Here is a 23,995-nt window from a genome sequence, read left to right on the forward strand (position 1 = left end):
GCTATTTTTCCTTTCTGATTTGAATTGAGTTTGCATGTGCCGTTAGGCCTTCGGTAGTTGCTAATGTGATAATGTGATCAGCGGCGCCCTCAAATGCAGCTTTTGGGTAGCTGATCAGGCTGGAGCGTTTGATAAAATCATAGACACCAAGCGGAGAGGCAAAACGTGCTGTTCCGCTTGTAGGCAATGTATGGTTAGGTCCAGCAAAGTAATCTCCTAATGGTTCTGGCGAATAGCTTCCTAGAAAAATAGCGCCAGCATTTTTTACGAGCGGAAGAATGTCCAATGGATTCTCAACGATTAATTCTAAATGCTCTGGTGCGAGCAGATTAGCAATTTCAATTGCTTCGTTGAGATTCTGTGCAACAACGATTCTTCCATGATCTTCCAGGGATGCTTCGATGATTGCTTTTCTATCAAGTTTCTCTGTTTGGGTGGTTACCTGTGTCTGAATTTCTTTAGCCAAGTTTTCGTTGATTGTAATACAAATTGCACTTGCTGATTCATCATGTTCTGCCTGTGATAATAAATCAGCTGCAACATAGGAAGCATTTGCTTGGTTATCAGCAATTACACAAATCTCACTTGGTCCCGCAATCATATCGATTCCTACATCGCCAAATACCCACTTTTTTGCCCGGGCAACATAGGCATTGCCTGGACCAACAATTTTATCTACCTTTTTAATGGTTTTTGTACCATAGGCAAGAGCAGCAATTGCTTGTGCTCCACCTGTTTTATAAACCTTTGTAATACCTAATAAATCAGCCGCAACAAGTACATAAGGATTTACTTTACCATCCTTACCGGGAGGAGTCGTAATAATAATTTCCGCGGAGCCTGCAATTTGCGCGGGAATCACTGTCATTAAAACGGTGGAGGGATAGCCAGCTTTTCCACCTGGTACATATACTCCGATTCTTTCGATTGGGGTAACAATTTGTCCAAGCATAATCCCTTTATCTTGTGAAAGCATCCATGATTTTTCCTTTTGTGCTTCATGAAATTCACGAATACGATTCCTTGCTTCACGAATAGCCTTCAGCTCATGATCAGCAATCTGTGCTTTCGCTTCCTTAAATTCTTCTTCTGTCACAACCAGGCTATCTAGCACCGCGCCATCAAACTTTGCCGTATAATCGATTAATGCCTGGTCTTTCCATTCCCGAACGGTTTGAATAATTTCCAGAACTGCTTTATCGAGCGACGCCTCATTTTGCTGATTTTTTTTCTGGTTATTTATTTCTTCATAAAAATCTTCCGCTGTTATGATTTGCATGATGCACTCTCCAATGCTTCCTTTAATTTTTCAATAAAATGTTTTACCTCTTGTGCTTTTGTTGCAAAGCTTGCTTGATTGACAATGAGTCTGGTGCTGATTTTTTCAATATCCTCGAGAACTGTTAAACCATTTTCCTTTAATGTGCTTCCTGTCTCAACAATGTCGACGATGACTTCTGCCAGACCAATAAGCGGTGCAAGTTCAACAGAGCCATTTAATTTAACGGTTTCAATTGATTGACCCTTTTGCCCGAAGAATCTTTTAGCAACATTCGGATATTTTGTTGCGACTGTAAGCTTTTGATTAAAGTCTGGTCTAAAATCTGCATAACCTGCGACAGCAAATTTGCATTTTCCGAGATCTAAATCAAGCAGCTCATACACCTTTGCCTGTGACTCGAGAATATTATCCTTACCGACAATTCCAATATCTGCTGCCCCTCTTTCCACATAGGTAGGAACATCTACAGCTTTGACGAATATAAGTTTAATAGATTGATCTGCATTATAGAATACGAGTTTGCGGCTCTTTTCATGAAAGTCTTTAAAATATATTCCCGCAGATTGCAGCAGGTCAATTGTATTCTTTGCCGGTCTCCCTTTTGCAAGCGCTATTGTCAGCTTTTCCATTTATCGCACCCCCGTTTTCAGAGATAATATGTCAATTAGTTCTTTTGTGGTTGAAAATTCTTGTTCATGTCCATTTAAGTGCAGGCTTTTCTTCGTATTTGTAAAAAGGACATCTGCCTGTTTCTGGTCATTGCATTTTGTTATGACAGGGAAACCGTAATTTCTTAATGCAAGGGATGCTTTTAATGCTTCCCTTCTTGCATTAGCTTCATAGCTGATGTGAAGCGGCTTCGGCTGGCCTGCTTGCTCCGTAAGTTGATGTTGCTTCATTGCTGTCAGCAGAAAATCAATTTCATAGGCAAAGCCAATCGCGGGCATTTTCTTGCCGAATTGTTCGCTTAGATGGTCATAGCGGCCTCCCATCAGCACAGGCTTTCCGATATTTTCCACAAAGCCCTGGAAAATAATATCTGTATAGTAATACATATTGTTAATCAATCCGAGATTTAAAGTGATATGTTCAGCAATCTGATAGTCTTCGAGCACTTTCATTACCTCAAGTAAATTTTGGTAGATTTCCTGCATTTTCTCGTTTCGGATGATTGATTTTGTTTGTTCAAGCACCTGATTTGGGTTGCCATAGAGTAATGGAATCGTGTACAGCGCTTCCTGCAGGGCATGGCTAATTTCTAAACGCTTAAGGAATGGCTCCATTTCCGCAATATTCTTCGATTGAATCAGCTCCTGAAGCTGCTGCAACTCCTGTACTGTCAGGTTTGCTTGCTCGATCAGCTCCTTAAAAAAACCTGCATGGCCAATTTCAATTTTGAAGCTGTTAAAGCCAATATCCTTTAAAGTATGGACGGCAAGCATAATTACTTCTGCATCTGAATCAGGTTTTTTATTGCCAAAAAGCTCGACCCCTGCCTGTGTACTTTCTTTTTCAATATTGTCTTCATTTGACTGGCGGAATACATCAAGTACATAAAAAAGCCGTTCTTCGTTTTCGTTAACTTCTGAATTGACCGCAGTCATCCTCGTAATTGGAATCGTGCCATCAGGCCGCAGCACGAGTACCTTGCCAGAGCTGTCGATTACTTTTATCATTTCATCTTTATTTACGGTTTTTTTTATCGAGGAATACATATCATATTCCTCGAAGGCTGAAGTCCGGACTTGATGATAGCTGTATGTAGAAAAGCGATTCTTTAATTTCGAAATCAGCTGCTCTCTTATTTGGTAATCAATTACATCTTTATTGCGAGATACCTCGAACCCACTCAGCATTTAAAAACTCCTCTCAAACTTTATTGCTTTATCACTTTATCTAATTAAAGTTATGTAGTATTATAATGATTGTAGCATAAAAAGTCAATGCAAGTATTTAAGTATTTATAAGGATCACAACTTTCGCATAAGAGGAAATGAATAGGATAAGGTATTTCCAAATTATTTTTTCATGTGAAGGATGAATAGAGGTTAAAAATAGACAGAAAAGGGGCGAGGATAATGTTTGATTATCATATCCATAGTGATTTTTCCGCAGATTGTGATACACCAATGGAGGAAACGATTGAAAAGGCAATTTCACTTGGTTTGGAGGAGATTTGCTTTACGGACCATATTGATTATGATTATCCAGATAAGGATTGGGTTTTTGAATTTGATTTAAATGAATATGGTAAAAAAATAAAGAAAGTACAAACAAAATACCGCGATAAAATTATTATTAAAAAAGGAATTGAATTTGGTTTGCAGCCGCATCTTTTGGACAGGTATAAACAGCTGATGCGGAAAGAGAATTTTGATTTTGTTATTTGTTCCATGCATGCTGTAGAGGGAAAAGATCTTCATTCCGGTGAGTTCTTTGCTGGAAAGACAGTAGAGGAAGCATATGAAGTCTATTATAAAGAGCTGCTTTCCTGTATAAAAGAATATAAGGATTTTAGTATACTCGGACATCTTGATCTTGTGAAGCGCTACACGAAGGAGAAGAGCAGGGACAATTTCCATGACATCACACGAGAGATATTTAAAGAGATTATCCCGGCTGGTAAAGGGATAGAGCTCAATACTTCTGGCTATCGCTATGGACTGGAGTCTGGCATGCCAAGTCTGGATATCTTACAGCTGTATAAAGAATGCGGTGGGGAAATTATAACGATTGGATCAGATTCGCATAGGTCTGAAACATTGGCCTATCAATTCGGCAGAAGTCTTGAACAGATTCAGGCAGCAGGATTTGAATATATTGCGAGTTTTACAGAAGGAGAGCCGGAATTCCATAAAATTGACCGTATAATGAACAAGGTTAAATCTTCATAGAATCTTCTCATTTATTATCATTTCATGCTATTTACCTATGCTATAATAGATAGTAGAAAAAGGATGCCATTGACGTACTGTCAGTGGCTCTAAACGCTGGGTGATAAACATGCATACACTAAAAAGAATATTTTTGGTAGCTGCCGGTTCGCTGTCTCTTGCGCTAGCGATACTGGGTATTTTTCTGCCATTATTACCAACAACACCGTTCCTATTACTCTCAGCTGCATGTTATGTACGGAGTTCAGAACGTTTATATCAATGGTTAATTACACATAAACAGCTGGGGCCATATATTCGAAATTATCGCGAGGGCAATGGAATTCCTTTAAAAGCAAAAGTGGTTGGCGTAGCAACACTTTGGGGTTCCATGCTGTTTACTATATTCTTTGTTGTTCCATTAATCCCAGTTAAAATACTGTTAGCATGTATCGGATCCTATTTTACATGGTTTATTTTAAAACAGAAAACCTTAGAAAAAACAGTGGAAGTGGGGGACTCACTTTGAATAAAAGAAAAATAATAGCGGGTTTTTCCATTTCCTTTTTACTATTGGGGCTTGCTGGTTTTTTATATATGCCAAATAAGGCGAAGTCAGAGGTCCATACAGGAATTCCAACTGTATTTGTTCACGGCTATAAAGGGACAGTGAATTCCTTTGGAAAAATGCTTCATCGTTTTGAAAAAGAGTATAACTGGGGCAAAAAAGGTGTCAGCTACTATGTGAATGCCGATGGTTCACTTTATGATATTCCACATGGCTGGAGCAAGGACCAACCGAATTTTATCCAAGTAGTACTTGAAAATAATCGCACGAGTTTTGAAGAAAGCACACTCTACCTATCCAACGTACTGCATCATTTAAAGAAAATGTATAAAATTGACACAGTAAATCTGGTCGGACATTCAATGGGGGGGATTATCTCCTTAAAGTATAGTATGGAGTATCAAGGTGATGCATATCCTAGTGTAGATAAACTTGTTACGATTGGCAGTCCCTTTGCTGGGATTTTCGATGAGGACTATTTTCTAATACATCAAGACCGCGGTGCGAATGATTTGAAGGTGAATTCCCCGGCATTGCAAATGCTGCACACAGCCGCCTTTCCTGAAAATATTCAAGTATTAAGCATCGGCAGTACAGGAGATGTTGTAGCTATTCCTGAAAGCGTAGCAAGCCTCGCTCAGATTGTACCAGCAGCACAGCTGGAGCAAGTCATGCTTGAGAATGAAGCTTTAGGCCATAGTGCACTTCATGAAGATGAAACAGTAGATCATTTAATTCATCGATTTTTGTGGCAAGATTTGCTGCAATAACTTACACTATAAGAACGGTTTAATTTTTTTGATAAAAATGATTACGTGATTAAAGGAATGATAGGCATGACAAGGAATCAAGATATTTACAATAAATTAATAGAAATAACTGGGCAAGAAAATGTTTTGGCTGACGAGCCGTTAAAAGAACATACGTACACAAGATTGGGCGGCAAGGTGGATTTTTATGTAACCCCAGAGAGTTATATGGAAGTACAGGAAATTGTGCGCCTAGCAAATGAGGAAGCAATAAAATTTACATTGCTTGGAAATGGCTCCAATCTCATCGTACGAGATGGAGGCATTCGCGGTATTGTAATGAACCTGCAAAAGCTTTCCGATATTAAAACAGATGGTGGAAGCATCACAGCCCAGAGTGGAGCAAGAATTATAGATGTATCCCGTCATGGCCTCAAGGATAAGCTGACTGGATTGGAGTTTGCTTGTGGAATTCCCGGATCTGTAGGCGGAGCGTTGTATATGAATGCAGGTGCCTATGGGGGAGAAGTTAAAGATGTGTTACGAAGCACGGTGGTCTGCACGCCGGAGGGAGAGTTGCTTACGCTGATGGCAGAGGAATTAGCTCTGGATTACCGAACGAGTAATATCCCGGACAAAGGCTATATTGTGCTGGAAGCAACCTTTGATTTGCAGCAGGGTGAATATGAGGAAATACAGGCTGTAATGGATGATTTAACATATAAAAGAGAATCGAAGCAGCCATTGGAATATCCATCTTGCGGCAGTGTCTTCAAACGTCCGCCAGGCTACTTTGCTGGAAAGCTTATTCAGGATAGTGAGCTTCAAGGAAAGCAAATTGGCGGAGCGCAGGTTTCCGAAAAGCATGCCGGCTTTATTGTAAATATTGATGGAGCTACCGCAAATGAATATATTTCATTAATTGAATATGTCCAGGCAATTGTGAAAGAAAAATTCGGAGTACATCTTGAGCGGGAAGTCAGGATTATTGGTGAGGATGCGGAAGTTTAAATTTTAAAATCCATGGGGGATGTCTCCATGGATTTTTGTTTGGAATAAATAGGGGTTGAATATTATTGACTCAACTTTCGCATAAAAAATTTCAAATTCTTCTTCGCATGGTCACACGAGTTGGCAATTAATTATGCGAATTGTCTTTTGAAAAAACCGATAGAAAGTGCTAATCACCTTAATTCAGTATATTGCATACTCCCCTGGAAAATCGCAGCCCGAATACACTTCGCTTTCCGTGGGCTCATCAGCCGCCTGCGGAAAGCGAAGGGGCATTTGGAATGCGGACCTACAGCGGAGAAGTAAAAGAGCAAAACAAAAGTTATTCTGAATTAAGGTAATCAGGAGTTCACTTAAATTGCAAATCTTGTCAAGCTTTCTACATGAAGTGTTGAGGAAACGATATGATAACTTTCACACAATTTATTGATGCGAAAGTTGAGTTATTGACAATTAAGAAAAATAAGATATAATAATTGAAAAATACGGAAAACACAATGATTAAGAACAGTAAGGAGCTTCAGTTGTTCAGAGAGCTATCGTTTGCTGAGAAGATAGTCAACAAAACTCCCCAAGTCACTTAGGAGTGGTTAGGCTGAAAAGGAGTAGGCTTAAACGGAGGAATTCCGTTAACAAAACATAAGAAGATTTATCATTTGCTGGATAAATTGAATGAGAGTGGTACCACGTTGGGTTAAGCCTGTCGTCTCTTGGGAGACGACAGGCTATTTCTATTTAAAATTCACTTAAAAAATGGGGGAGTGCTTTATCAATGAAACAAACAATTCTTACTGACCGCTTGCATTTAAGATTATTTGATAAAAGTGATGCAGAAACCGTTCAAGTGCTATGCAATAATTATAATATTTATAAAAACACGCTTTATCTGCCGTATCCGTATGCGATAAATGATGCGTTAGTATGGATAGAAAGCCATCAGAAGAACTTTGAGGAAGATCGTTTCTATGAATTTGCCATTACAGATCGCGGGAGCGGGAAGCTGTATGGTGCCATTTCATTATCGAATAATCAATCATTTAATAATGGAGAAATTGCTTATTGGATTGGTGAAGAATACTGGGGAAATGGCTATGGAACAGAAGCTGCTCAGAGCTTAATTGACTTTGCGTTTAAGGAGAAGAAATTGCATAAAGTATTTGCACGTTACTTTAAGACGAACCCTGCATCAGGTAGAATCATGGAAAAGATCGGCATGGTCCGGGAGGGGGTGCTGAAAGACCAGATAGTGAAAGATGGAAAGTATGTGGATCTAGTCTATTCAGGCATAATTAATCCTTATGAAAATAATAAAAAAGATATTATCTAAAAATAATAATTTGAGACATTATTCTAATAGCCAACTATGTTATGATCATTACAAAAGCCACACAAAAAAGGAGCATGCTTCTTGCATAAATTCATTCTCGGCTTAGCGGGTCTCATGTTGTTTGTCTTAATTATTGCTACTGTATTTTATTATAAGGATACAAAAGAACTAACGTATCCGCCATATAGTCAAATTAATAATGAGAAGCAGCCAGAGCAAACACAAACGCCAGACCTGCAGCCAGTAAATGTAGAAGATACAATTACATATTCTCTGGACAATGATGATTTAAATATTTCGTATAATAGAGGAGAGACATGGACAAAGGTTCCTGTTGAAAAGGAACTCCTATTTTCCGGAGAATATAACGGCAATAAACAAACTTTAATCGAAGACAGCTATATTCTCAAAGAAAATCGTGCAGGATTTTTATATTCTGATGGACCGAGCTGGGATAATCAAAGCATTCTGTTTGTCTATTCAACAGACCGGGGTGAAACCTGGGAGGAATCATTAGTTAAAGAAACCTATTCCGTCATGCGGTTTCGCAAAGTAGATTTTCTAAATGAAGATTTTGGTTATATTATTATTTCTGGTGGCCGCACAATGTCAGCGGAGGGATCACATGTATTTTTAACACATGATGGAGGAAAAAGCTGGGAGGAAACCAGTAATTCTGAAGTAACAAGATTGATTTCTGATGGCGGTTTTGTGGATGAATTGACCGGGTTTTTATCCTTTGGAACCATTAATCCCGAAGAACCGGATCTTTATGTTACGGAGAATGGCGGAGTTTCCTGGAATAAAGCGAAGATGATTATACCAGAAGAATATGAGCAGATTTTTGTCACAGCTGAAGTCCCAGTAAAATCGGAAGAAGAATTAACCGTTTTAGTTAATCAAGGTCCAAATGGAGATTACAAGGGTGGAAGCGTAAAAGGAAAATTTATATCAAATGATAACGGGAAAACATGGAATTTCGCAGAGGAGGTAGAGCCGAATGAGTAAACGAAATCAAGTTATTGGCTGGGTGCTATTATTCTTTGCGATTGGCTTTTTTTGTATACAAATCGGTTATTTTTTCGTTCATGCAAGGTTCCAGGCAGAGTATGTTGACAATCGATTATTTTATATAATAAATATTTTATGTGTCCTCTTCCTGTTAGCAGCAATTTTACTTTTATTAAAACTCACAAAGAAATATATAATAATTGCGGCCAGTATTTTGGGGATTGTTATTATCAGTAATCTTGTATTGCTTTTTGCAGGAAATCAGCAGATTAATAATATAACAAGCATTTCACCTGATAAAAAGCATATTCTGTCGATTAAAGAGAATATGGAAACGAATGAGGTAGTTTATTACCGGTCCTATTATGGTATTCTTGCACGTCCTAAAGATGTCATACCTCAAGAAACGAATGGTGATTTTAAAGTAGAATGGCTTGCTAAGGATATTGCTGCAGTTACGTACAAAACAAAGGATCATTCAATCCAGCAATATATCGGCACCTATGGAGATCGGGGCGGCGGCTCGTACTATTATGTAGGAGCAGAAATGCATGGACTGTGGCAAGGTGACTCCGTCGAGGTTTTGAACAATCAAGAGGGAATTACTATAACAGAAAATGGTGAGACAGAGTTGTTTGAATGGGAGAATATTCATCAATTTGGAACACTTGCTATTGTCCTGAAGAAAAATAATGAAGCGGCTTGGACGATCGCTTTAAACGAAAACTTTGAAGTGAATTCTGGAGGCATTGAATCAAATGTAGGAAATATCAGTCTGTATAAGGCGACAATGGAGGAAAATCAGCCGGTCATACTTCATTTAATAGATGTGAATTAAGATCTTAGTGGAGAGCGTTCTCTCCGCTTTTTACTTTTTGAAATAGAAAATAAACCACTTCTTAAGCCGGAACAAGCTGAAATTCATTCTAAAAGAGTAAAGAGGGCGCTTCTCCTCTGCCGGAATAATTCTAACGGAAGAAGAGAGTGTGCCCTCTGCTCGAATAATGGGAAATCTTATTCTTTAACCACGGAAACGGCTTAAAAAGGATTGCAGGCGCTCATTGTCCGAGTGTTCAATTACCTCGCTAGCTTTTCCTTGCTCCGCGATAACACCTTCATCAAGGAAAAGCACCTTGTCTGCAATGTCTAATGCAAAATCCATCTCATGAGTCACGAGCACCATTGCCATGTCCTCGTGTTCTGCTAAATCGCGAATTACCTCAAGTACCTCACCAACAAGCTCTGGGTCGAGTGCAGAGGTTACTTCATCAAACAGCATAATCTTCGGGCGCATAACAAGTGCTCTTGCCATCGCAACGCGCTGCTTTTGTCCACCTGAAAGCTGGTTGGGATAATTATCAATCTTATCGCCAAGCCCAACACGTTCGAGCATTTGTATCGCACGCTCTCTGACTTCTTTTTTATCTTCTTTTTTTACATGAATTGGTGCGGTCATGCAATTTTCTAAAATCGTCATATGGGGAAACAGATTAAAATGCTGGAAAACCATTCCGATATCACCGCGCACTTCACGTAAATGCTTTTCATTTGCACGCGTCATTTTCCCGTTTCTGTCCATTTTCCATAGATTCACACCATCGACAATAATATCACCTGAGGTCGGTTCTTCTAATGTCATCAGCATCCGGATAATAGTTGTTTTGCCAGAACCGCTTGGTCCGATTACAGCTACTTTTTCCGCCGGTTTGATATCTAAATTTATTCCTTTCAATACTTTTACATCGCCAAATGATTTGTAAACATCCCGATATTGAACAATTGGTTCTGTCATTTCAGCACTCCTCTTTTACTTGCTTTTAACTATTGCATTTTTATCAAATCTTGTATTCATTTTAATTTCAAGCTTTTTGATTAGTACGGCAGATGGATAGCTTAATAGCAGGAAGATGATACCTACAATAGTAAGTGGTTCAAGATAAGCAAAGTTTCTTGAGCCAAATGTATTTGCCATATGCATGATTCCAACAACGCTGATTGTAGAAGCTAATGGAACTTCTTTAAACATAATGATAAAGTAGTTCCCGAGCATTGGGATTGTTGGAGGTAAGGCTTGAGGCAAAATAACTTTCTTCCATTTATCTATTGCACTGAAGTTTAGTGCCCGTGCAGCTTCCCATTGTCCTTTCTCCACACTTTCTATTCCAGAACGATAGATTTCAGCAATATAAGTGCTAAAGTGAATCCCTAATCCAAGTATAGCACTTGTCATTGGGCTTAGTGTGGCCCCGACTACAGGAATCTCCGGCCATGCATAATAAATGAAAAACAACTGAACAAGTGGCGGTGTTGATCTGATAAACTCCATTATCCAGGTAATCACCCAATTAAAAGGTTTAAATGGAACTCTTTTTAAAAAGGTCCATACAAATCCAAAGACAAGGGCAAAAAGGAAAGAGGCAATCGTTAACGCAATAGTTACCCAGAGTCCGTTAAGAACGAAAGGAAGGGCTTCAGAAAACGTTTCCCAGCTCCAATAGGTATTATTCATTAGCCAGCCACCCCTTTCTTTGCAATGGATTCTCCTTTTCTAGTCAGCCAGATTAATGGCAATGCAAGAATAAAGTAGAATATAAGCACGATTAAGTAAACAAGTGGTGTAATCGAAGCATTTGTGCTGCGAATAATATCACCATAATAGAGAATATCTGTCAGTCCAATCAGCGAGACAAGGGATGTCCCTTTCAAAATCTGTATTGTATAGTTTCCGAATTCAGGGAGCATCATTCTCAGTGCTTGAGGAAAGATGATCAGTCTCATGCGCTGGAAGCTCGACATATTCAATGCTGTTGCTGCTTCGGTTTGTCCGTGATTTACTGCTAAGATAGAACTGCGTACGACTTCAGAAAGATATGCACCATAGTTCAGTCCGATTGCAATTACGCCGATCCACCATTTTGATCCCAATTGAATGTTAAATAGCATTGGAATAGCATAATAAAGCCAGAATAATTGTACAATCAGGGAGGTGCCGCGAAAGACTTCTACATAAAATCCAGTTACTTTGCGTACGATGAATCTATTGGAGAGTCTGCATAATCCAGCGATGAATGCCATCAGATAAGAAAAAAATGCTGAGGCAATCAGGATAGTTATCGTCACTTCAAGTCCGCGTGCAATTTGTGGTACGACATCAATAATTGCATCGATAATAATCACTCCTTATCCAGTTTTTATTTCTGTTTTTTATTAGAACATATTCATTGGCAGGGATGAAACCAGGATGATTCGGGGGAATTAAACCAGTTATTTACTTACCCTTTTCAATAAAAACATAGGGTCCAGCCCTGAGAAAGGAACCGGACCCTAAGAGTCGTATACTATTTACCGGTAAACAGAATTAAAATGCTTCACCACTGCAAACCTGTTCAGTCGTTACGCCATCCGTTGGTACAGAATTACTTTCTGCACTGAATCCATTTGCTTCTAATAACTCTTCAACTGTTCCATTCTCTTTTAATTCTGCTAGTTTTTCGTTATAAGCATCTCGCAGTTCCTCATTGTTCAAGCTGAATGCTGCAGCCCCATAGCTTGGCACACCTTCGATATCCGGTTGTTCGAAAGATTCCACAAGTTCAATTGCATCGGAATCAAATGAGTCAAAAGCCATTCTTACTGTCATTTCTGTACCAGTTGTCGCATCAGCCCTTCCAGATTGAACTGCAGAGAAAGTAGAAGCGATATCAGGTGCTGTAGTAATTTGATTTGGGTCGACACCTTCTGATTCCAAGAAACCAATCTCTGTTGCTCCTTCCATTACCACCACAGTAATATCTGGATTATCAGCAATATCTTTATAGCTCTCAATGCCATGTGGATTTCCTGCTTGGACTACCAGACCTTCACCGTATTGCATTTCTGGTTCGCCGAATAATGCATTTTCACAACGTCCTGGCTGGATTGCCATCCCAGCAGTGACAACGTCAAATTGTCCGGCTTGAACACCAGGAATCAGCTGACTAAAATCAGCAAGCTGCGACTCAACATTATCTACTCCTAATTCAGCGAATACAGCTGTTGCAATATCTACTGCTGCCCCTTTTAACTCACCATCTTCTTCATAGGCATAGGGTGCTTCATTGGCGAAACCCACTGTTACTGTTCCGTTTTCTTGCAATTCTTCTAATTTACTTGCTCCTCCCGCAGCATTATCATCTGAACCATTAGAATCAGATGACCCACAAGCCGCCAAAAGAAGAAAGGCAATCCCAGCAAGAAAAATACTGATCTTTTTCAATGTTTCATTGACCTCCTTTTAATTGCAAAACGCTATCTCTTTTCTCTAAAGAAAATACTAAGACTCTCAGACTTGTAATTTTCCATAACATTAATGTTATAGTTATTTAAAAATTCCTTCAAACAGCAATGAATTGGATAAATTCAGATAAATCTTCATATTCTGGGCTGAAGTACATCTCACGCTGATATGCGAAAACATCCTATAGAATGTTAGCATTACCTTCGAAATACCCGAGATTTGCATAAATCATGAAAAAAACATTCATTTATGGACTTTATTAATAAAAAAACATAGTATTAGGTTAATGAATAATATACGAAGTGAGGGATATAAATGGGAGCGTATGTAGCGGTTGCTTTTGGATCAATCGTTTTCATTGCAATTGTTATCATTCTATCTTTAGCTACAATTAATAAAGGATACAGCTATAAACATACAATTGATCCACACCCAGATGAAGAAATAGAGAAGAAAACGAAACAAAACTAAGCCTGCATCGTAATATGTAAAAAATACTCGTTTCATTAAGATTTCCTAAAACAGGAAATAGAGAAGGGGTTGAAGGGAAATGCTTTACATTGTTGCTGGGCTGGTTGGCTATCTATTTGGCTGTATTCATGGTTCACAAATTGTGGGTAAAATTAAAAACATTGATATTAAGAATCAAGGAGTTAAAAATGCCGGTGCTTCGAATACAACCATTTTACTTGGCTGGAAATATGGAGTGCTCGTCGCGCTGATTGATATATTTAAAGCTACACTTGCTATTATTCTCGTATTATTTATTTTAAATGAACATGGTATTGCAGGCGATGAAAAGATACTTTATATTTACTTGACAGCTTTATTTATTATTATAGGGCATAACTTCTCTGTAACGATGAAATTTAAAGGGGGAAAAGGCACAGCTTCGGTTGTAGGCGTTTTACTTGTTGTTGACTGGAAAATTGCATTGATTGGGATTGGTATTTTGCTTATCTTTACTTTTGCAACAGATTATCTTGTCATTGGTGTGCTTTTCATGTATCTATCATTTCTGGTGACGACCTACTTCTTTTTTGGGCCTAGTCCCGCAGGAATTGTGCTTATTCTCTCCTTATTAAGTGTGTGGAAGCATATGGAAAACTATAAACGAATTATTTCTAAGGAAGAAACAAGGCTATCATCCCTGATTGGTAAAAAAACAAGTTAAATACAGAATGGAGCGCTTTTAAATGGACATTATCTTATGGGTTATTATCATCGTTTTATTTATTGGAAGTTTTGCAGGTATTGTATTTCCGATTGTTCCATCTGTATTGTTTCTATGGGGAGGTTTTTTAACTTATCATTTTGGTATAAATGGAAGTGAACTGAACACATTATTCTGGGTTGCTATGATAATTTTTACCGTGCTTTTAATTTCTGCGGATTTGATTGCGAACAGCTATTTCGTGAAAAAGTTTGGCGGCAGCAAGGCAGGAGAAATGGCTGCTGCGGTTGCAGTTATTATAGGTTCCTTTATCACCCCGCCATTTGGAATCATTTATATTCCATTCCTTGCTGTATTTATCGTTGAAATGTTAATGAAACGTTCAGCTAAGGAAGCGTTAAATGCCTCCATAGGTTCTTTAATCGGCTTTTTGGGTGGTTCTGTCGCAAAGGTAGTTTTACAATTTGTGATGATTGTCTGGTTCTTTGTTTCGGTTATTTTCTAGAGGGTGTATTTCAGATAAATATGGTAAAATAAAAGAAATTATTTTTATGTGTAAAAAGGAGTTTTCATTTATGGATTATCCAGCTAGAGTAATTACAATTGCAGGCTCTGCAGCAGGGGGAAGTGCTGGAATTCAAGCAGATTTAAAAACATTTCAAGAACTGGATGTATATGGAATGAGTGTTGTTACTGCAATTGTTGGGAGGCACCCAGATACGAATAAAAATGTGCATCCCCAAACAATTGAAGCGATTGAAGCGCAATTTGATACAGCGATGAAACAAGTGGGGACGGATGCGCTCAAAACAGGGATGTTATTTTCAAAAGAAGTGATTGAAGCAGCTGCTGGCTTAATTGAGCAATCTGGAATTCAATCGATTGTAATTGACCCTGTCATGGTAGGGAAATTGGATTCCAAGCTGTTAAAGGATGATGCAATCGAGGCGATGAAAAAGCGTTTAATTCCTTTAGCAACGATTATAACACCAAACATACCTGAGGCATCCTTCATGCTTGATAATCGTACAATTACAACGGTTGAAGAATTAAAGCAGGCGGCAATTGATTTACATGCGCTTGGGTCCAAATATGTTCTAGTGAAGGGCGGTCGCTTAACGGGCCCAGCAGTAGATATTTTATATGATGGAGAGACATTGACTTTATTTGAAGCACCTCGAATTGATACAGTTAATACCAGTGGTGCAGGCTGCAGTTATTCAGCAGCAATCACAGCCTTCTTAGCCAAAGGTGAATCTGTTGCATCTGCAGTAGAGCATGCAAAACAGTTTGTAACAACAGCAATTGAGCATGGTTTTACATATACAGATAAGGTTGGACCGACATATCACGCTGCACAGCGAAAATATGGCAATGCGTATCAATTAAAAGTAAAAAAACTTTAACAGGGGGATTTTACAATGATGAAGCGAGCATTACTTAATGTGGATTACACGTTTGATTTTGTTGCGGAAGATGGTGCATTAACTGCTGGTAAACCAGGACAGGCAATTGAAGAGGAGATTGTTTCATTGACTAAGGAGTTTATTGATGCTGGTGATTATGTTGTATTTGCTATCGATGCGCATGAAGATGGGGATGAATTGCATCCTGAATCAGCTTTATTTCCGTCCCATAATATTATTGGGACAAAGGGTCGCGACCTTTATGGAAGTTTGGCTCCAGTGTATGAAGAACATAAGGAAAAAGAGCACGTATATTATTTTGATAAAACTCGCTATAGTGCTTTTGCAGGAACAGATCTCGAAATCAGACTGCGAGAACGCGGGATAGAAGAAGTTCATATTGTAGGTGTATGTACAGATATTTGTGTATTGCATACAGCGGTAGATGCGTATAATAAAGGTTTTAAGATTGTTATTCATAAGGGTGCTGTGGCAAGCTTCAACCAAGCAGGGCATAATTGGGCGTTGGAGCATTTCACAAACACATTAGGAGCTAAAGTTGTTTAAATAGGGCGAAGCTTGACTTTGCCCCTTTATCCATTTATATTAAGACTTATAGTGCGTGTTCAAAAAGCAGGATAAAAAAGACCAAGAAGTTCGGACCAACGAAGAAATTCAAAGTGTCATTTTTACCGGACTTTTTATATAGGAAACGCTGAAGGGGATTAGTATAATTAACCGTCTTTCTAAAGAGAGGAAATGGCTGCTGTGAATTTCCGAAAGACCTAATTAGAACCTGCCGCCTGAGTTCGCAATCGATGGATTTTAATCTGGAAGATGTGCGCGGTGAAACTCCGTTATCTAAATGAAGTGTGTATGAGTATAATCATGCAAACAAGGGTGGTACCACCAAACCTCGGTCCCTTTTATAGGATGGAGGCTATTTTTTTTGGAAAAAAGCTGAGAACAGCTTTATAGAACTTAAATATTTTTCGCTTAAATAAATTTGAAAGAGGTGCTTGATTTGGCTAAGAAAAATAAAGATTTTGTTGAAAAAATCACAGCAATGGAAGATGATTTTGCACAGTGGTATACAGATGTTGTAAAACAAGCAGAGCTTGTTGATTATGGTCAAGTTAGAGGAACGATGATTATTCGTCCGTATGGCTTTGCAATTTGGGAAAATATTAAGGATGAATTGGACCGTATGATTAAGAAAACGGGGCACTCAAACGTGGCTTTTCCAGTTTTTATTCCCGAACATCTCCTGCAAAAAGAAGCAGACCATGTAGAGGGCTTTGCACCAGAAGTGGCATGGGTAACACATGGCGGTGATAATGAATTACAAGAAAGAATCGCTGTCAGACCTACCTCAGAAGCATTATTCTGTGACTATTATTCCAAGCATATTAATTCATACCGTGATTTGCCGAAGCTTTATAACCAATGGGCAAACGTAGTACGCTGGGAAAAGACAACACGTCCATTCCTCCGTTCTTCTGAATTCCATTGGCAGGAAGGTCATACTGCACATGCAACACGTGAAGAAGCAGAAGAAGAAACGATGAAAATGCTTGAAGTATATGCTGATTTAGCAGAAAATTATTTAGCAGTACCTGTGTACAAAGGACAAAAAACTGAAAGTGAAAAATTCGCAGGTGCAGAATATACATTAACAATTGAAGCATTGATGCATGATGGAAAAGCATTGCAATCTGGTACAAGTCATAATTTCGGTGATGGCTTTGCCAAAGCGTTTGATATTACGTATCTGGATAAAGAAGGTAAAAGTCAGTTTGTTCACCAGACATCTTGGGGCCTTTCCACAAGAATTATGGGTGCATTAATCATGGTACACGGCGATAATCGCGGTTTAGTTGTCCCGCCAAGAATTGCACCAACACAAGCGATGATTATTCCAATTGCACAGCATAAAGAAGGCGTATTAGAGAAAGCATACGATTTACTTGATCAACTAAAAGACATCGTTCGCGTTGATATTGATGCAAGTGATAAAATGCCGGGCTGGAAGTTTAATGAGTATGAAATGAAAGGAATCCCGGTTCGTATTGAAATGGGACCTAAAGATATCGAAAAAGAACAGGTTGTACTTGCACGCCGTGACACAGGCGAGAAGGAATTCGTTCCATTAGCAGACTTAGAAAAACGCTTGCCTGAGTTATTAGACGAAGTCCAACAGAATCTATATAATAAAGCGCTAGCGCATCGTAACGACAAGACAACTTCTGTAACGACAATGGATGACTTCAAAGAAGCCCTTGAAACGAAAGGCGGCTTCTTAAGAGCAATGTGGTGTGGCGATGCAGCTTGTGAAGAGAAAATACAAGAAGACACAACAGCAACATCACGCTGCATGCCATTCGAACAAGAAAAAATCGCCGACACATGCATCTGCTGCGGCAAACCAGCCCAAGAACTAGTAATCTGGGCAAAAGCATATTAATACAATACCAAAAGCTGAAGTACGCGTTCAGGGACGTACGAACTGAACTGCGGCGCAAGAAGATAAAGGAAACACGGAGAGCGAAGCGAACCGATGTTGACTTATCGACTGAAGGCGCAGGAAGTTCGATAGTCCCCGGGGTGCAGAATAAACAGTGAAAGCTTCAATGTTCAACAGAGATTGAGCATTGAAGCTTTATTATAGTTACAGTAAAGTAACTTTCCAGAATAAATGTCAATTTGATTTTGTATGTCAGTCCATCGAATGATAAAATAATAAGAGTTAATTTGTTTTTGAAAAATCATTCATGTGTACAAATTAGTGTGAATAGATATCAGAATACCAGCCAATGAGATTATTTTGGAGGAAATAAGCATGAAAAAAAGAGTAGGATTATTATTTGGCGGAAAGTCAGCAGAGCACGAGGTTTCACTTCAATCAGCTAAAAACGTTATTGAAGCTATTGATTCAGAAAAATATGACGTTGTTCTAATCGGGATTGATAAAGATGGTAAGTGGCATTTAAATGATGCTTCACATTTCTTATTAAACGCAGAAGACCCGAAATTAATTGCTTTAAATAAAACAAACAAGGGAATTGCTGTAATTCCCGGTGAAAACGAAAAACAGCTAATGACAAGTGAAGAAGCGGAAGCGTTAGATCAATTAGACGTGATTTTTCCAATCCTTCATGGCACGCTAGGGGAGGATGGAAGTATTCAAGGAATGCTGCGTGTCGCCAATATTCCATTCGTTGGCTCAAACGTACTTGGATCAGCGATCAGTATGGATAAAGATATTGCAAAAAGGCTGCTGAGAGATGCAGGATTAAACGTTGCAAAAGGTTATACGTATACAAATACAACTAAAAAAAATATATCTTTTGAAGAAATCAGCAAAGAGTTAAAACTTCCATACTTTATCAAGCCGGCAAACCAAGGATCATCTGTAGGGGTCAGCAAAGTAGAAACAAAGGAAGAATTTGAGAAAGCGATCGACGAGGCTTTCAAATATGATCATAAAATCTTGATCGAAGAGGGAATTAAGGGAAGAGAAATAGAATGTTCTATTTTAGGAAATGAAAATCCACGCGCTTCCATTCCTGGGGAAATTATTGCTACAAATGATTTTTATTCTTATGAAGCGAAATATATTGATGAAAGTGGCGCAATGCTCGAGATTCCAGCGAAGTTAGAGGAAGATAGAGCAAAGGAAATTCAAAAAGTTGCAATCAGAGCATTCGAAGCATTAAATTGCGAAGGGTTGGCCAGAGTTGATGTATTTTTAACAGAGGAAAATGAAATTATTGTTAATGAAATTAATACAATCCCAGGCTTTACAAAAATAAGTATGTACCCGAAACTATGGGAACTGAGCGGAATTTCATATAGTCAGCTGATTGACGAATTGATTCAATTGGCAATTGAACGCCATGAAAGAGACGCATCACTGGAAAGTTCTTTTGAAAGTAATTAAATAAGCATAACGATCAGACTCCACCTGCAGCGTTTATACGCTGCAGGTGGAGTTAGTTTTTAACCAATCTGTTCTTTTCAAAATCCCGGATACTTATTCTTCAAGCAGTTTCTCAATATCCTTTTTAAGCTTTGCAGGTTCTTTCTGCGGCGAGAAGCGGTCCACCACTTTTCCACTTTTATCAACAAGAAACTTTGTAAAGTTCCATTTGATATCCTCTGTTAACAATCCTTTTTGCTCATGTGTCAGATACTTAAACAGCGGATGGGCATTTTCACCTTTGACATCCACCTTGCTGAACATTGGGAAAGTGACCCCATAGTTGCGTGAACAAAAACTTGCAATGTCTTCATTACTTCCTGGATCCTGCCCTCCAAACTGATTGCATGGAAAACCAAGGATTTCAAACTTTTTATTACCAACCTCATCATAGAGGTCTTGCAATCCTTTATATTGAGGAGTAAATCCACACTCACTCGCTGTATTGACTATAAGTAATACTTTACCTTCATAATCTTTTAAATTTTTTTCTTCTCCCGAAATTGATTTTACATTGAAATCATACACGCTCATCATCAATCGGCCTCCTTACGAGAAGGATAACAATCGAAAGAAATGGTGTCAAAGTTGGTGATGCCGTTAATTGTATATGTAAAATGCTCATACTTGACATTTTACAAAGAATATTTAGTATAATATACAAGAGTGCAAACGTTTTCATTAATGAGGAAAATTGAAGGGAGAAATGTCTTATGATGAATACGCAGTTAACCTTAGCTTCCATGCTCGATCGTACAGAAAGGTACTTTTCCAAAAAAAGAATTATTTCTCGAACATTGACAAAAACGCATACCTTTACTTATGAAGCCTATGTTAAACGGACGCGATCACTTGCGAGTGCGCTTTATAAACTTGGTGTTGAAAAAGGTGATCGGGTGGGGACGCTTGGCTGGAATCATCATAGACATCTTGAAGCCTATTTTGCAGTTCCCAGTATGGGAGCTGTTCTTCATACGATTAATATTCGCCTATCTGAAGACCACCTAAAATTTATTATTAACCATGCAGAAGACAAATTTCTCCTCATTGATGAAGATCTTCTGCCACTTATTGAAAGAATTAAAGATGAATTAACCTCAGTGGAAGGGTTTATCGTGATGACAGATAAAGAAGAACTCCCAGATTCAACACTTGCACCGATGTATTCTTACGAGAAGTTGGTTGCAAATGGAGAGAGAACCTTTTCTTTTGTTGAAGATATTGCGGAGAATGATGCGGCAGTGCTTTGTTATACTTCCGGTACAACTGGAAAACCAAAAGGTGTATTGTATTCTCACCGGGGTCTTTATTTACACAGTATGTCACTTGGGATGACTGATACAGCTGGATTGTCTGAGGCCGATACAGTAATGCCGGTTGTGCCGATGTTTCATGTAAATGCATGGGGCATACCTTTTGCATCGACCTGGCTTGGGTCGACACAAGTATTACCAGGTCCAAATGCAACACCGAAAATATTAGCTAAGCTGATTGAAGAACATAAAGTAACAATAACAGCTGGAGTACCAACGATTTGGCTCGGATTATTAAAGGAGCTGGAGCAAGAAAGTTATAACCTTAATAGCTTGCGTGCTGTATTATGTGGTGGATCCGCAGCTCCAAAAGGAATGATTAGAGCCTTTGAAGAAACCCATGGTATTCCATTCCTTCATGCATATGGAATGACTGAAACAACTCCACTTGTGACTGCTTCAAAATTAAAAAGCTACCAAACAGATCTTCCCGATGAAGAAAGGCTGGAGGTGCGTTCCAAGCAAGGCTTAGTTGTGCCAGGTATCGAACTGAAGGCGGTAAATGAATATGGCGAAGTAAAAGCAGATGGAGTGGAAATGGGTGAACTGCTCATCCGTGGTCCATGGATTGCTGATGGCTATTATAAGGATGATCGAAGTGGCGAGGCATTTATTGATGGCTGGCTTCATACAGGAGATGTGGTCACAATTGATGAGGAAGGTCTGGTGAAGATTGTTGACCGTACAAAGGATCTAATTAAAAGCGGCGGGGAATGGATTTCCTCCGTTGATTTGGAGAATACCTTAATGGCACATCCAGATGTGTTTGAAGCTGCAGTAGTTTCCATACCAGACCCGAAATGGCAGGAGCGGCCAGTTGCTTGCATCGTTTTAAAAGATGGTAAAAATATTACTAAAGATGAGATAATCAACTATTTAGAGCCGCAATTTGCTAAATGGTGGCTGCCGGATGAGGTAATATTCATGGATGAAATTCCAAAAACATCTGTCGGTAAATTTTTAAAAATGGCATTGCGGGAACAGGTTTTAGGTCAATTGAGTTGATGATTATGTAAGTAATAGATTAAGTAAAAGAGGGCCAGTAAAAAGTATATTACTTTTTACTGGCCCTCTTTGCCATAAATTTGCAACTTTTTATTTTTAGTGTAGTTTGTTATAATATCCTTTGTGCAAGATTATAAATTAATACAAACGCCAAACATTTGTATCTTGCAAATATAAATGACAGGTGGTAATTAAAGATGGAGACAGAAAAGTACCAGGTTTTATTGTACTACAATTATGTTCACATTGAAGACCCGGAAACATTTGCGAATGACCATTTAAAGTTCTGTAAAGAAACAGGTTTAAAAGGTCGTATTTTAGTAGCGGAAGAAGGAATTAACGGAACAGTTTCTGGTACAATGGAACAAACACAGAAATATATGGATATGATGCATGCAGATGAACGCTTTAAAGATATGGTGTTCAAAATAGATTTGCATGATGGGCATGCATTTAAAAAAATGCATGTACGCCCACGTAAAGAATTGGTGACTTTACGCCTTGAGGACGATATTAATCCGCATGAGTTGACGGGAAAATATTTAAATCCAGAAGAATTTCATAAAGCACTTCAAGATGAAGATGTAATTGTTCTTGATGCGCGAAATGATTATGAATATGATCTTGGACATTTCCGTGGCGCGATTCGTCCAGAGATTGAAACATTCCGTGAACTTCCGGATTGGGTTCGTGACAATAAAGAAATGTTTGAAGGTAAAAAAATACTGACATATTGTACTGGCGGTATTCGTTGTGAGAAATTCTCGGGCTGGCTTGTAAGAGAAGGCTTTGAAGATGTGGCACAATTACATGGCGGAATCGCAATGTACGGTAAGCATCCGGAAGTACAAGGCGATCTTTGGGACGGCAGAATGTATGTATTTGACGAAAGAATTTCTGTTCCGATTAACCAAAAGGAACATGTTATTATAGGGAAAGATTATTTTGACGGGGAACCATGTGAGCGTTATGCAAACTGTGCAAACCCAGAATGTAACCGTCAAATGCTCTGCTCAGAAGAAAATGAACATAAGTATCTTCGCGGCTGTTCGCATGAATGTCGAGTTAGCCCGCGTAACCTATATGTAAAAGAACATAATCTAACTGAAGAACAAGTTGCAGAACGTCTTCGCGCTCTAGGAGAAGACCAAAAGGTTCATGCTTAACTGATTTTAAAAACACCTGATAATGAGTCAGGTGTTTTTTTGTTGAATAAGATCAAGAATATTCACCCATATATAGACAGATGCATAAAATAGATTGAAAAATTAAAAAAACTCGCGGAAAAGTATGATAAATTACTTGATTTTTTAGACGCTTCGAGGTAAAGTAGAGGTGCAAAAGGAAATTGGAGTTAGAATAATACTTTACGATCTCTTTTTCAAGTGGTGTAAAAGTATTAAAGTTTCAATTACTTTGCACGATATTGTAAAGGAGGTCATTTAAATGACTGGTAAAGTGAAATGGTTTAATGCAGAAAAAGGATTCGGTTTTATCGAGCGCGAAGACGGAGACGATGTATTCGTACATTTCTCAGCAATCCAAGCTGAAGGCTTCAAGACTTTAGAAGAAGGTCAAGAGGTTGAATTCGAAATTGTAGAAGGTAACCGCGGGCCTCAAGCTGCTAACGTAGTTCGTTTATAATTATAAAAAAACTAAAAGGCTTACTTCCACTGGAGGTAAGTCTTTTTATACTTTAGGGGGCAAGTGATCAATGGAACAAAAAGAAATTGAAAAAAGAATCATTGAAAATTACCAGAGTGATGAACGGATGATGATTTTAATCTTTAGTCAATGGTGTATAAATCAAGGTTTAAATCAGGCAGAATTATACGAAAGAGCTTATCCGTCACAGCCCAAAAATGCTGTCCTTGAAGAGATAAAGGAGTTAACGGTTTCTAAAGAGGAGTCTGAAGAAATTGCAGACGGAACGCTGCTTCAAGTTCTGCAATTATTTGGAAATGATGACTTAGCTTTTATTGTTCAGGAGGAAATCGAAAAGCGAGATCGAAAATAAGATC

General features: G+C 38.6%; 26 protein-coding genes and 2 other annotated features. Of the genes, 18 read left to right on the forward strand and 8 right to left on the reverse strand.

All coding sequences use genetic code 11. From position 1 onward, the window contains the following. Position 1: 1 nt before the first annotated feature. The 3 genes from hisD to hisZ are packed head-to-tail and all read right to left on the reverse strand — an operon-like array spanning position 2 to position 3,138. Positions 2-1,279, reverse strand: a complete 1,278-nt coding sequence (gene hisD / locus NST93_RS17055; protein ID WP_405099116.1) for a histidinol dehydrogenase — start codon at positions 1,277-1,279, stop codon at positions 2-4. Next, complete coding sequence (gene hisG, locus NST93_RS17060; protein ID WP_405099118.1) at positions 1,267-1,911, reverse strand: ATP phosphoribosyltransferase; 645 nt, start codon at positions 1,909-1,911, stop codon at positions 1,267-1,269. Before hisG ends, hisD begins: the two co-directional genes overlap by 13 nt. Next, a complete protein-coding gene (hisZ, locus tag NST93_RS17065) occupies positions 1,912-3,138 on the reverse strand; it encodes an ATP phosphoribosyltransferase regulatory subunit (protein WP_405099120.1) in 1,227 nt (408 codons plus the stop codon). Positions 3,139-3,360: 222 nt separating this feature from the next. Between hisZ and NST93_RS17070 the strand changes: the two genes are divergently transcribed. The 7 genes from NST93_RS17070 (at position 3,361) to NST93_RS17100 (ending at position 9,659) form a co-directional block, all read left to right on the forward strand. After that, complete coding sequence (locus NST93_RS17070) at positions 3,361-4,176, forward strand: histidinol-phosphatase HisJ family protein (protein ID WP_405099122.1); 816 nt, start codon at positions 3,361-3,363, stop codon at positions 4,174-4,176. Positions 4,177-4,285: 109 nt separating this feature from the next. Continuing rightward, on the forward strand, positions 4,286-4,684 hold the full coding sequence (locus NST93_RS17075; protein ID WP_405099124.1) for a YbaN family protein: 399 nt from the start codon (positions 4,286-4,288) through the stop codon (positions 4,682-4,684). Then, positions 4,681-5,493: an alpha/beta fold hydrolase gene (locus tag NST93_RS17080; protein ID WP_405099126.1), complete on the forward strand. Its 813-nt coding sequence runs from the start codon at positions 4,681-4,683 to the stop codon at positions 5,491-5,493. The genes NST93_RS17075 and NST93_RS17080 overlap by 4 nt, the downstream gene beginning before the upstream one ends. A gap of 66 nt (positions 5,494-5,559) precedes the next feature. Next, on the forward strand, positions 5,560-6,483 hold the full coding sequence (gene murB, locus NST93_RS17085) for a UDP-N-acetylmuramate dehydrogenase (protein WP_405099128.1): 924 nt from the start codon (positions 5,560-5,562) through the stop codon (positions 6,481-6,483). Between the two features lie 488 nt (positions 6,484-6,971). Further along, positions 6,972-7,197: a binding site (T-box leader), on the forward strand. A 58-nt stretch (positions 7,198-7,255) separates the two neighbouring features. Further along, positions 7,256-7,810 (forward strand): GNAT family N-acetyltransferase, encoded by a 555-nt coding sequence (locus NST93_RS17090; protein ID WP_405099130.1) that lies wholly within the window; start codon positions 7,256-7,258, stop codon positions 7,808-7,810. Positions 7,811-7,891: 81 nt separating this feature from the next. Continuing rightward, the gene (locus NST93_RS17095) at positions 7,892-8,818 is read left to right on the forward strand and encodes a WD40/YVTN/BNR-like repeat-containing protein (protein ID WP_405099132.1); all 927 of its coding nucleotides are present in this window, start codon (positions 7,892-7,894) and stop codon (positions 8,816-8,818) included. Then, complete coding sequence (locus tag NST93_RS17100; protein ID WP_405099134.1) at positions 8,811-9,659, forward strand: hypothetical protein; 849 nt, start codon at positions 8,811-8,813, stop codon at positions 9,657-9,659. Before NST93_RS17095 ends, NST93_RS17100 begins: the two co-directional genes overlap by 8 nt. Positions 9,660-9,842: 183 nt before the next feature. Here the strand turns inward: NST93_RS17100 and ehuA are convergent, their stop codons facing one another. The 4 genes from ehuA to ehuB all read right to left on the reverse strand — a co-directional run bounded on the left by ehuA (position 9,843) and on the right by ehuB (position 13,076). Next, complete coding sequence (ehuA, locus tag NST93_RS17105; protein ID WP_405099136.1) at positions 9,843-10,613, reverse strand: ectoine/hydroxyectoine ABC transporter ATP-binding protein EhuA; 771 nt, start codon at positions 10,611-10,613, stop codon at positions 9,843-9,845. 15 nt (positions 10,614-10,628) lie between these two features. Continuing rightward, on the reverse strand, positions 10,629-11,330 hold the full coding sequence (ehuD, locus tag NST93_RS17110) for an ectoine/hydroxyectoine ABC transporter permease subunit EhuD (protein WP_405099138.1): 702 nt from the start codon (positions 11,328-11,330) through the stop codon (positions 10,629-10,631). After that, positions 11,330-11,995: an amino acid ABC transporter permease gene (locus NST93_RS17115; RefSeq protein WP_405103933.1), complete on the reverse strand. Its 666-nt coding sequence runs from the start codon at positions 11,993-11,995 to the stop codon at positions 11,330-11,332. The genes ehuD and NST93_RS17115 overlap by 1 nt, the downstream gene beginning before the upstream one ends. A 184-nt stretch (positions 11,996-12,179) precedes the next feature. Beyond that, positions 12,180-13,076, reverse strand: coding sequence for an ectoine/hydroxyectoine ABC transporter substrate-binding protein EhuB (gene ehuB / locus NST93_RS17120; protein ID WP_405099140.1), 897 nt, complete (start codon positions 13,074-13,076; stop codon positions 12,180-12,182). A gap of 336 nt (positions 13,077-13,412) precedes the next feature. On the opposite strand from ehuB, the gene ytzI reads away from it, so the two are divergent. The 7 genes from ytzI (at position 13,413) to ddlA (ending at position 19,617) form a co-directional block, all read left to right on the forward strand. Then, positions 13,413-13,568 (forward strand): YtzI protein, encoded by a 156-nt coding sequence (gene ytzI, locus NST93_RS17125; protein WP_405099142.1) that lies wholly within the window; start codon positions 13,413-13,415, stop codon positions 13,566-13,568. A 79-nt stretch (positions 13,569-13,647) separates the two neighbouring features. Further along, positions 13,648-14,271 (forward strand): glycerol-3-phosphate acyltransferase, encoded by a 624-nt coding sequence (locus NST93_RS17130; protein WP_405099144.1) that lies wholly within the window; start codon positions 13,648-13,650, stop codon positions 14,269-14,271. Positions 14,272-14,293: 22 nt separating this feature from the next. Beyond that, positions 14,294-14,776: a DUF456 domain-containing protein gene (locus tag NST93_RS17135; protein WP_405099146.1), complete on the forward strand. Its 483-nt coding sequence runs from the start codon at positions 14,294-14,296 to the stop codon at positions 14,774-14,776. A 70-nt stretch (positions 14,777-14,846) separates the two neighbouring features. Then, positions 14,847-15,677 carry a bifunctional hydroxymethylpyrimidine kinase/phosphomethylpyrimidine kinase gene (gene thiD / locus NST93_RS17140; protein ID WP_405099148.1) on the forward strand — a complete coding sequence of 277 codons (831 nt, stop codon included), beginning with the start codon at positions 14,847-14,849 and terminating at the stop codon, positions 15,675-15,677. Positions 15,678-15,692: 15 nt separating this feature from the next. Further along, on the forward strand, positions 15,693-16,244 hold the full coding sequence (locus tag NST93_RS17145) for a cysteine hydrolase family protein (protein ID WP_405099150.1): 552 nt from the start codon (positions 15,693-15,695) through the stop codon (positions 16,242-16,244). A gap of 139 nt (positions 16,245-16,383) precedes the next feature. Continuing rightward, positions 16,384-16,605: a binding site (T-box leader), on the forward strand. A gap of 96 nt (positions 16,606-16,701) precedes the next feature. Beyond that, the gene (proS, locus tag NST93_RS17150) at positions 16,702-18,141 is read left to right on the forward strand and encodes a proline--tRNA ligase (protein ID WP_405099152.1); all 1,440 of its coding nucleotides are present in this window, start codon (positions 16,702-16,704) and stop codon (positions 18,139-18,141) included. Between the two features lie 375 nt (positions 18,142-18,516). Next, positions 18,517-19,617: a D-alanine--D-alanine ligase gene (gene ddlA / locus NST93_RS17155; protein WP_405099154.1), complete on the forward strand. Its 1,101-nt coding sequence runs from the start codon at positions 18,517-18,519 to the stop codon at positions 19,615-19,617. Positions 19,618-19,710: 93 nt separating this feature from the next. Here ddlA and NST93_RS17160 read toward each other — a convergent pair whose 3' ends face one another. Beyond that, a complete protein-coding gene (locus tag NST93_RS17160; protein ID WP_405103935.1) occupies positions 19,711-20,190 on the reverse strand; it encodes a glutathione peroxidase in 480 nt (159 codons plus the stop codon). Between the two features lie 179 nt (positions 20,191-20,369). On the opposite strand from NST93_RS17160, the gene NST93_RS17165 reads away from it, so the two are divergent. From NST93_RS17165 to NST93_RS17180, 4 genes are all read left to right on the forward strand, one after another. Next, positions 20,370-21,974, forward strand: a complete 1,605-nt coding sequence (locus tag NST93_RS17165; RefSeq protein WP_405099156.1) for a long-chain fatty acid--CoA ligase — start codon at positions 20,370-20,372, stop codon at positions 21,972-21,974. Between the two features lie 197 nt (positions 21,975-22,171). After that, complete coding sequence (locus tag NST93_RS17170; RefSeq protein WP_405099158.1) at positions 22,172-23,140, forward strand: rhodanese-related sulfurtransferase; 969 nt, start codon at positions 22,172-22,174, stop codon at positions 23,138-23,140. A 280-nt stretch (positions 23,141-23,420) separates the two neighbouring features. Next, positions 23,421-23,618 carry a cold-shock protein CspD gene (gene cspD, locus NST93_RS17175; RefSeq protein ID WP_405099160.1) on the forward strand — a complete coding sequence of 66 codons (198 nt, stop codon included), beginning with the start codon at positions 23,421-23,423 and terminating at the stop codon, positions 23,616-23,618. Positions 23,619-23,688: 70 nt separating this feature from the next. Next, positions 23,689-23,991, forward strand: a complete 303-nt coding sequence (locus tag NST93_RS17180) for a hypothetical protein (RefSeq protein ID WP_405099162.1) — start codon at positions 23,689-23,691, stop codon at positions 23,989-23,991. Positions 23,992-23,995: the final 4 nt, after the last annotated feature.

The organism is Oceanobacillus sp. FSL H7-0719 (assembly GCF_045040795.1).
Lineage (GTDB): Bacteria > Bacillota > Bacilli > Bacillales > Amphibacillaceae > Oceanobacillus.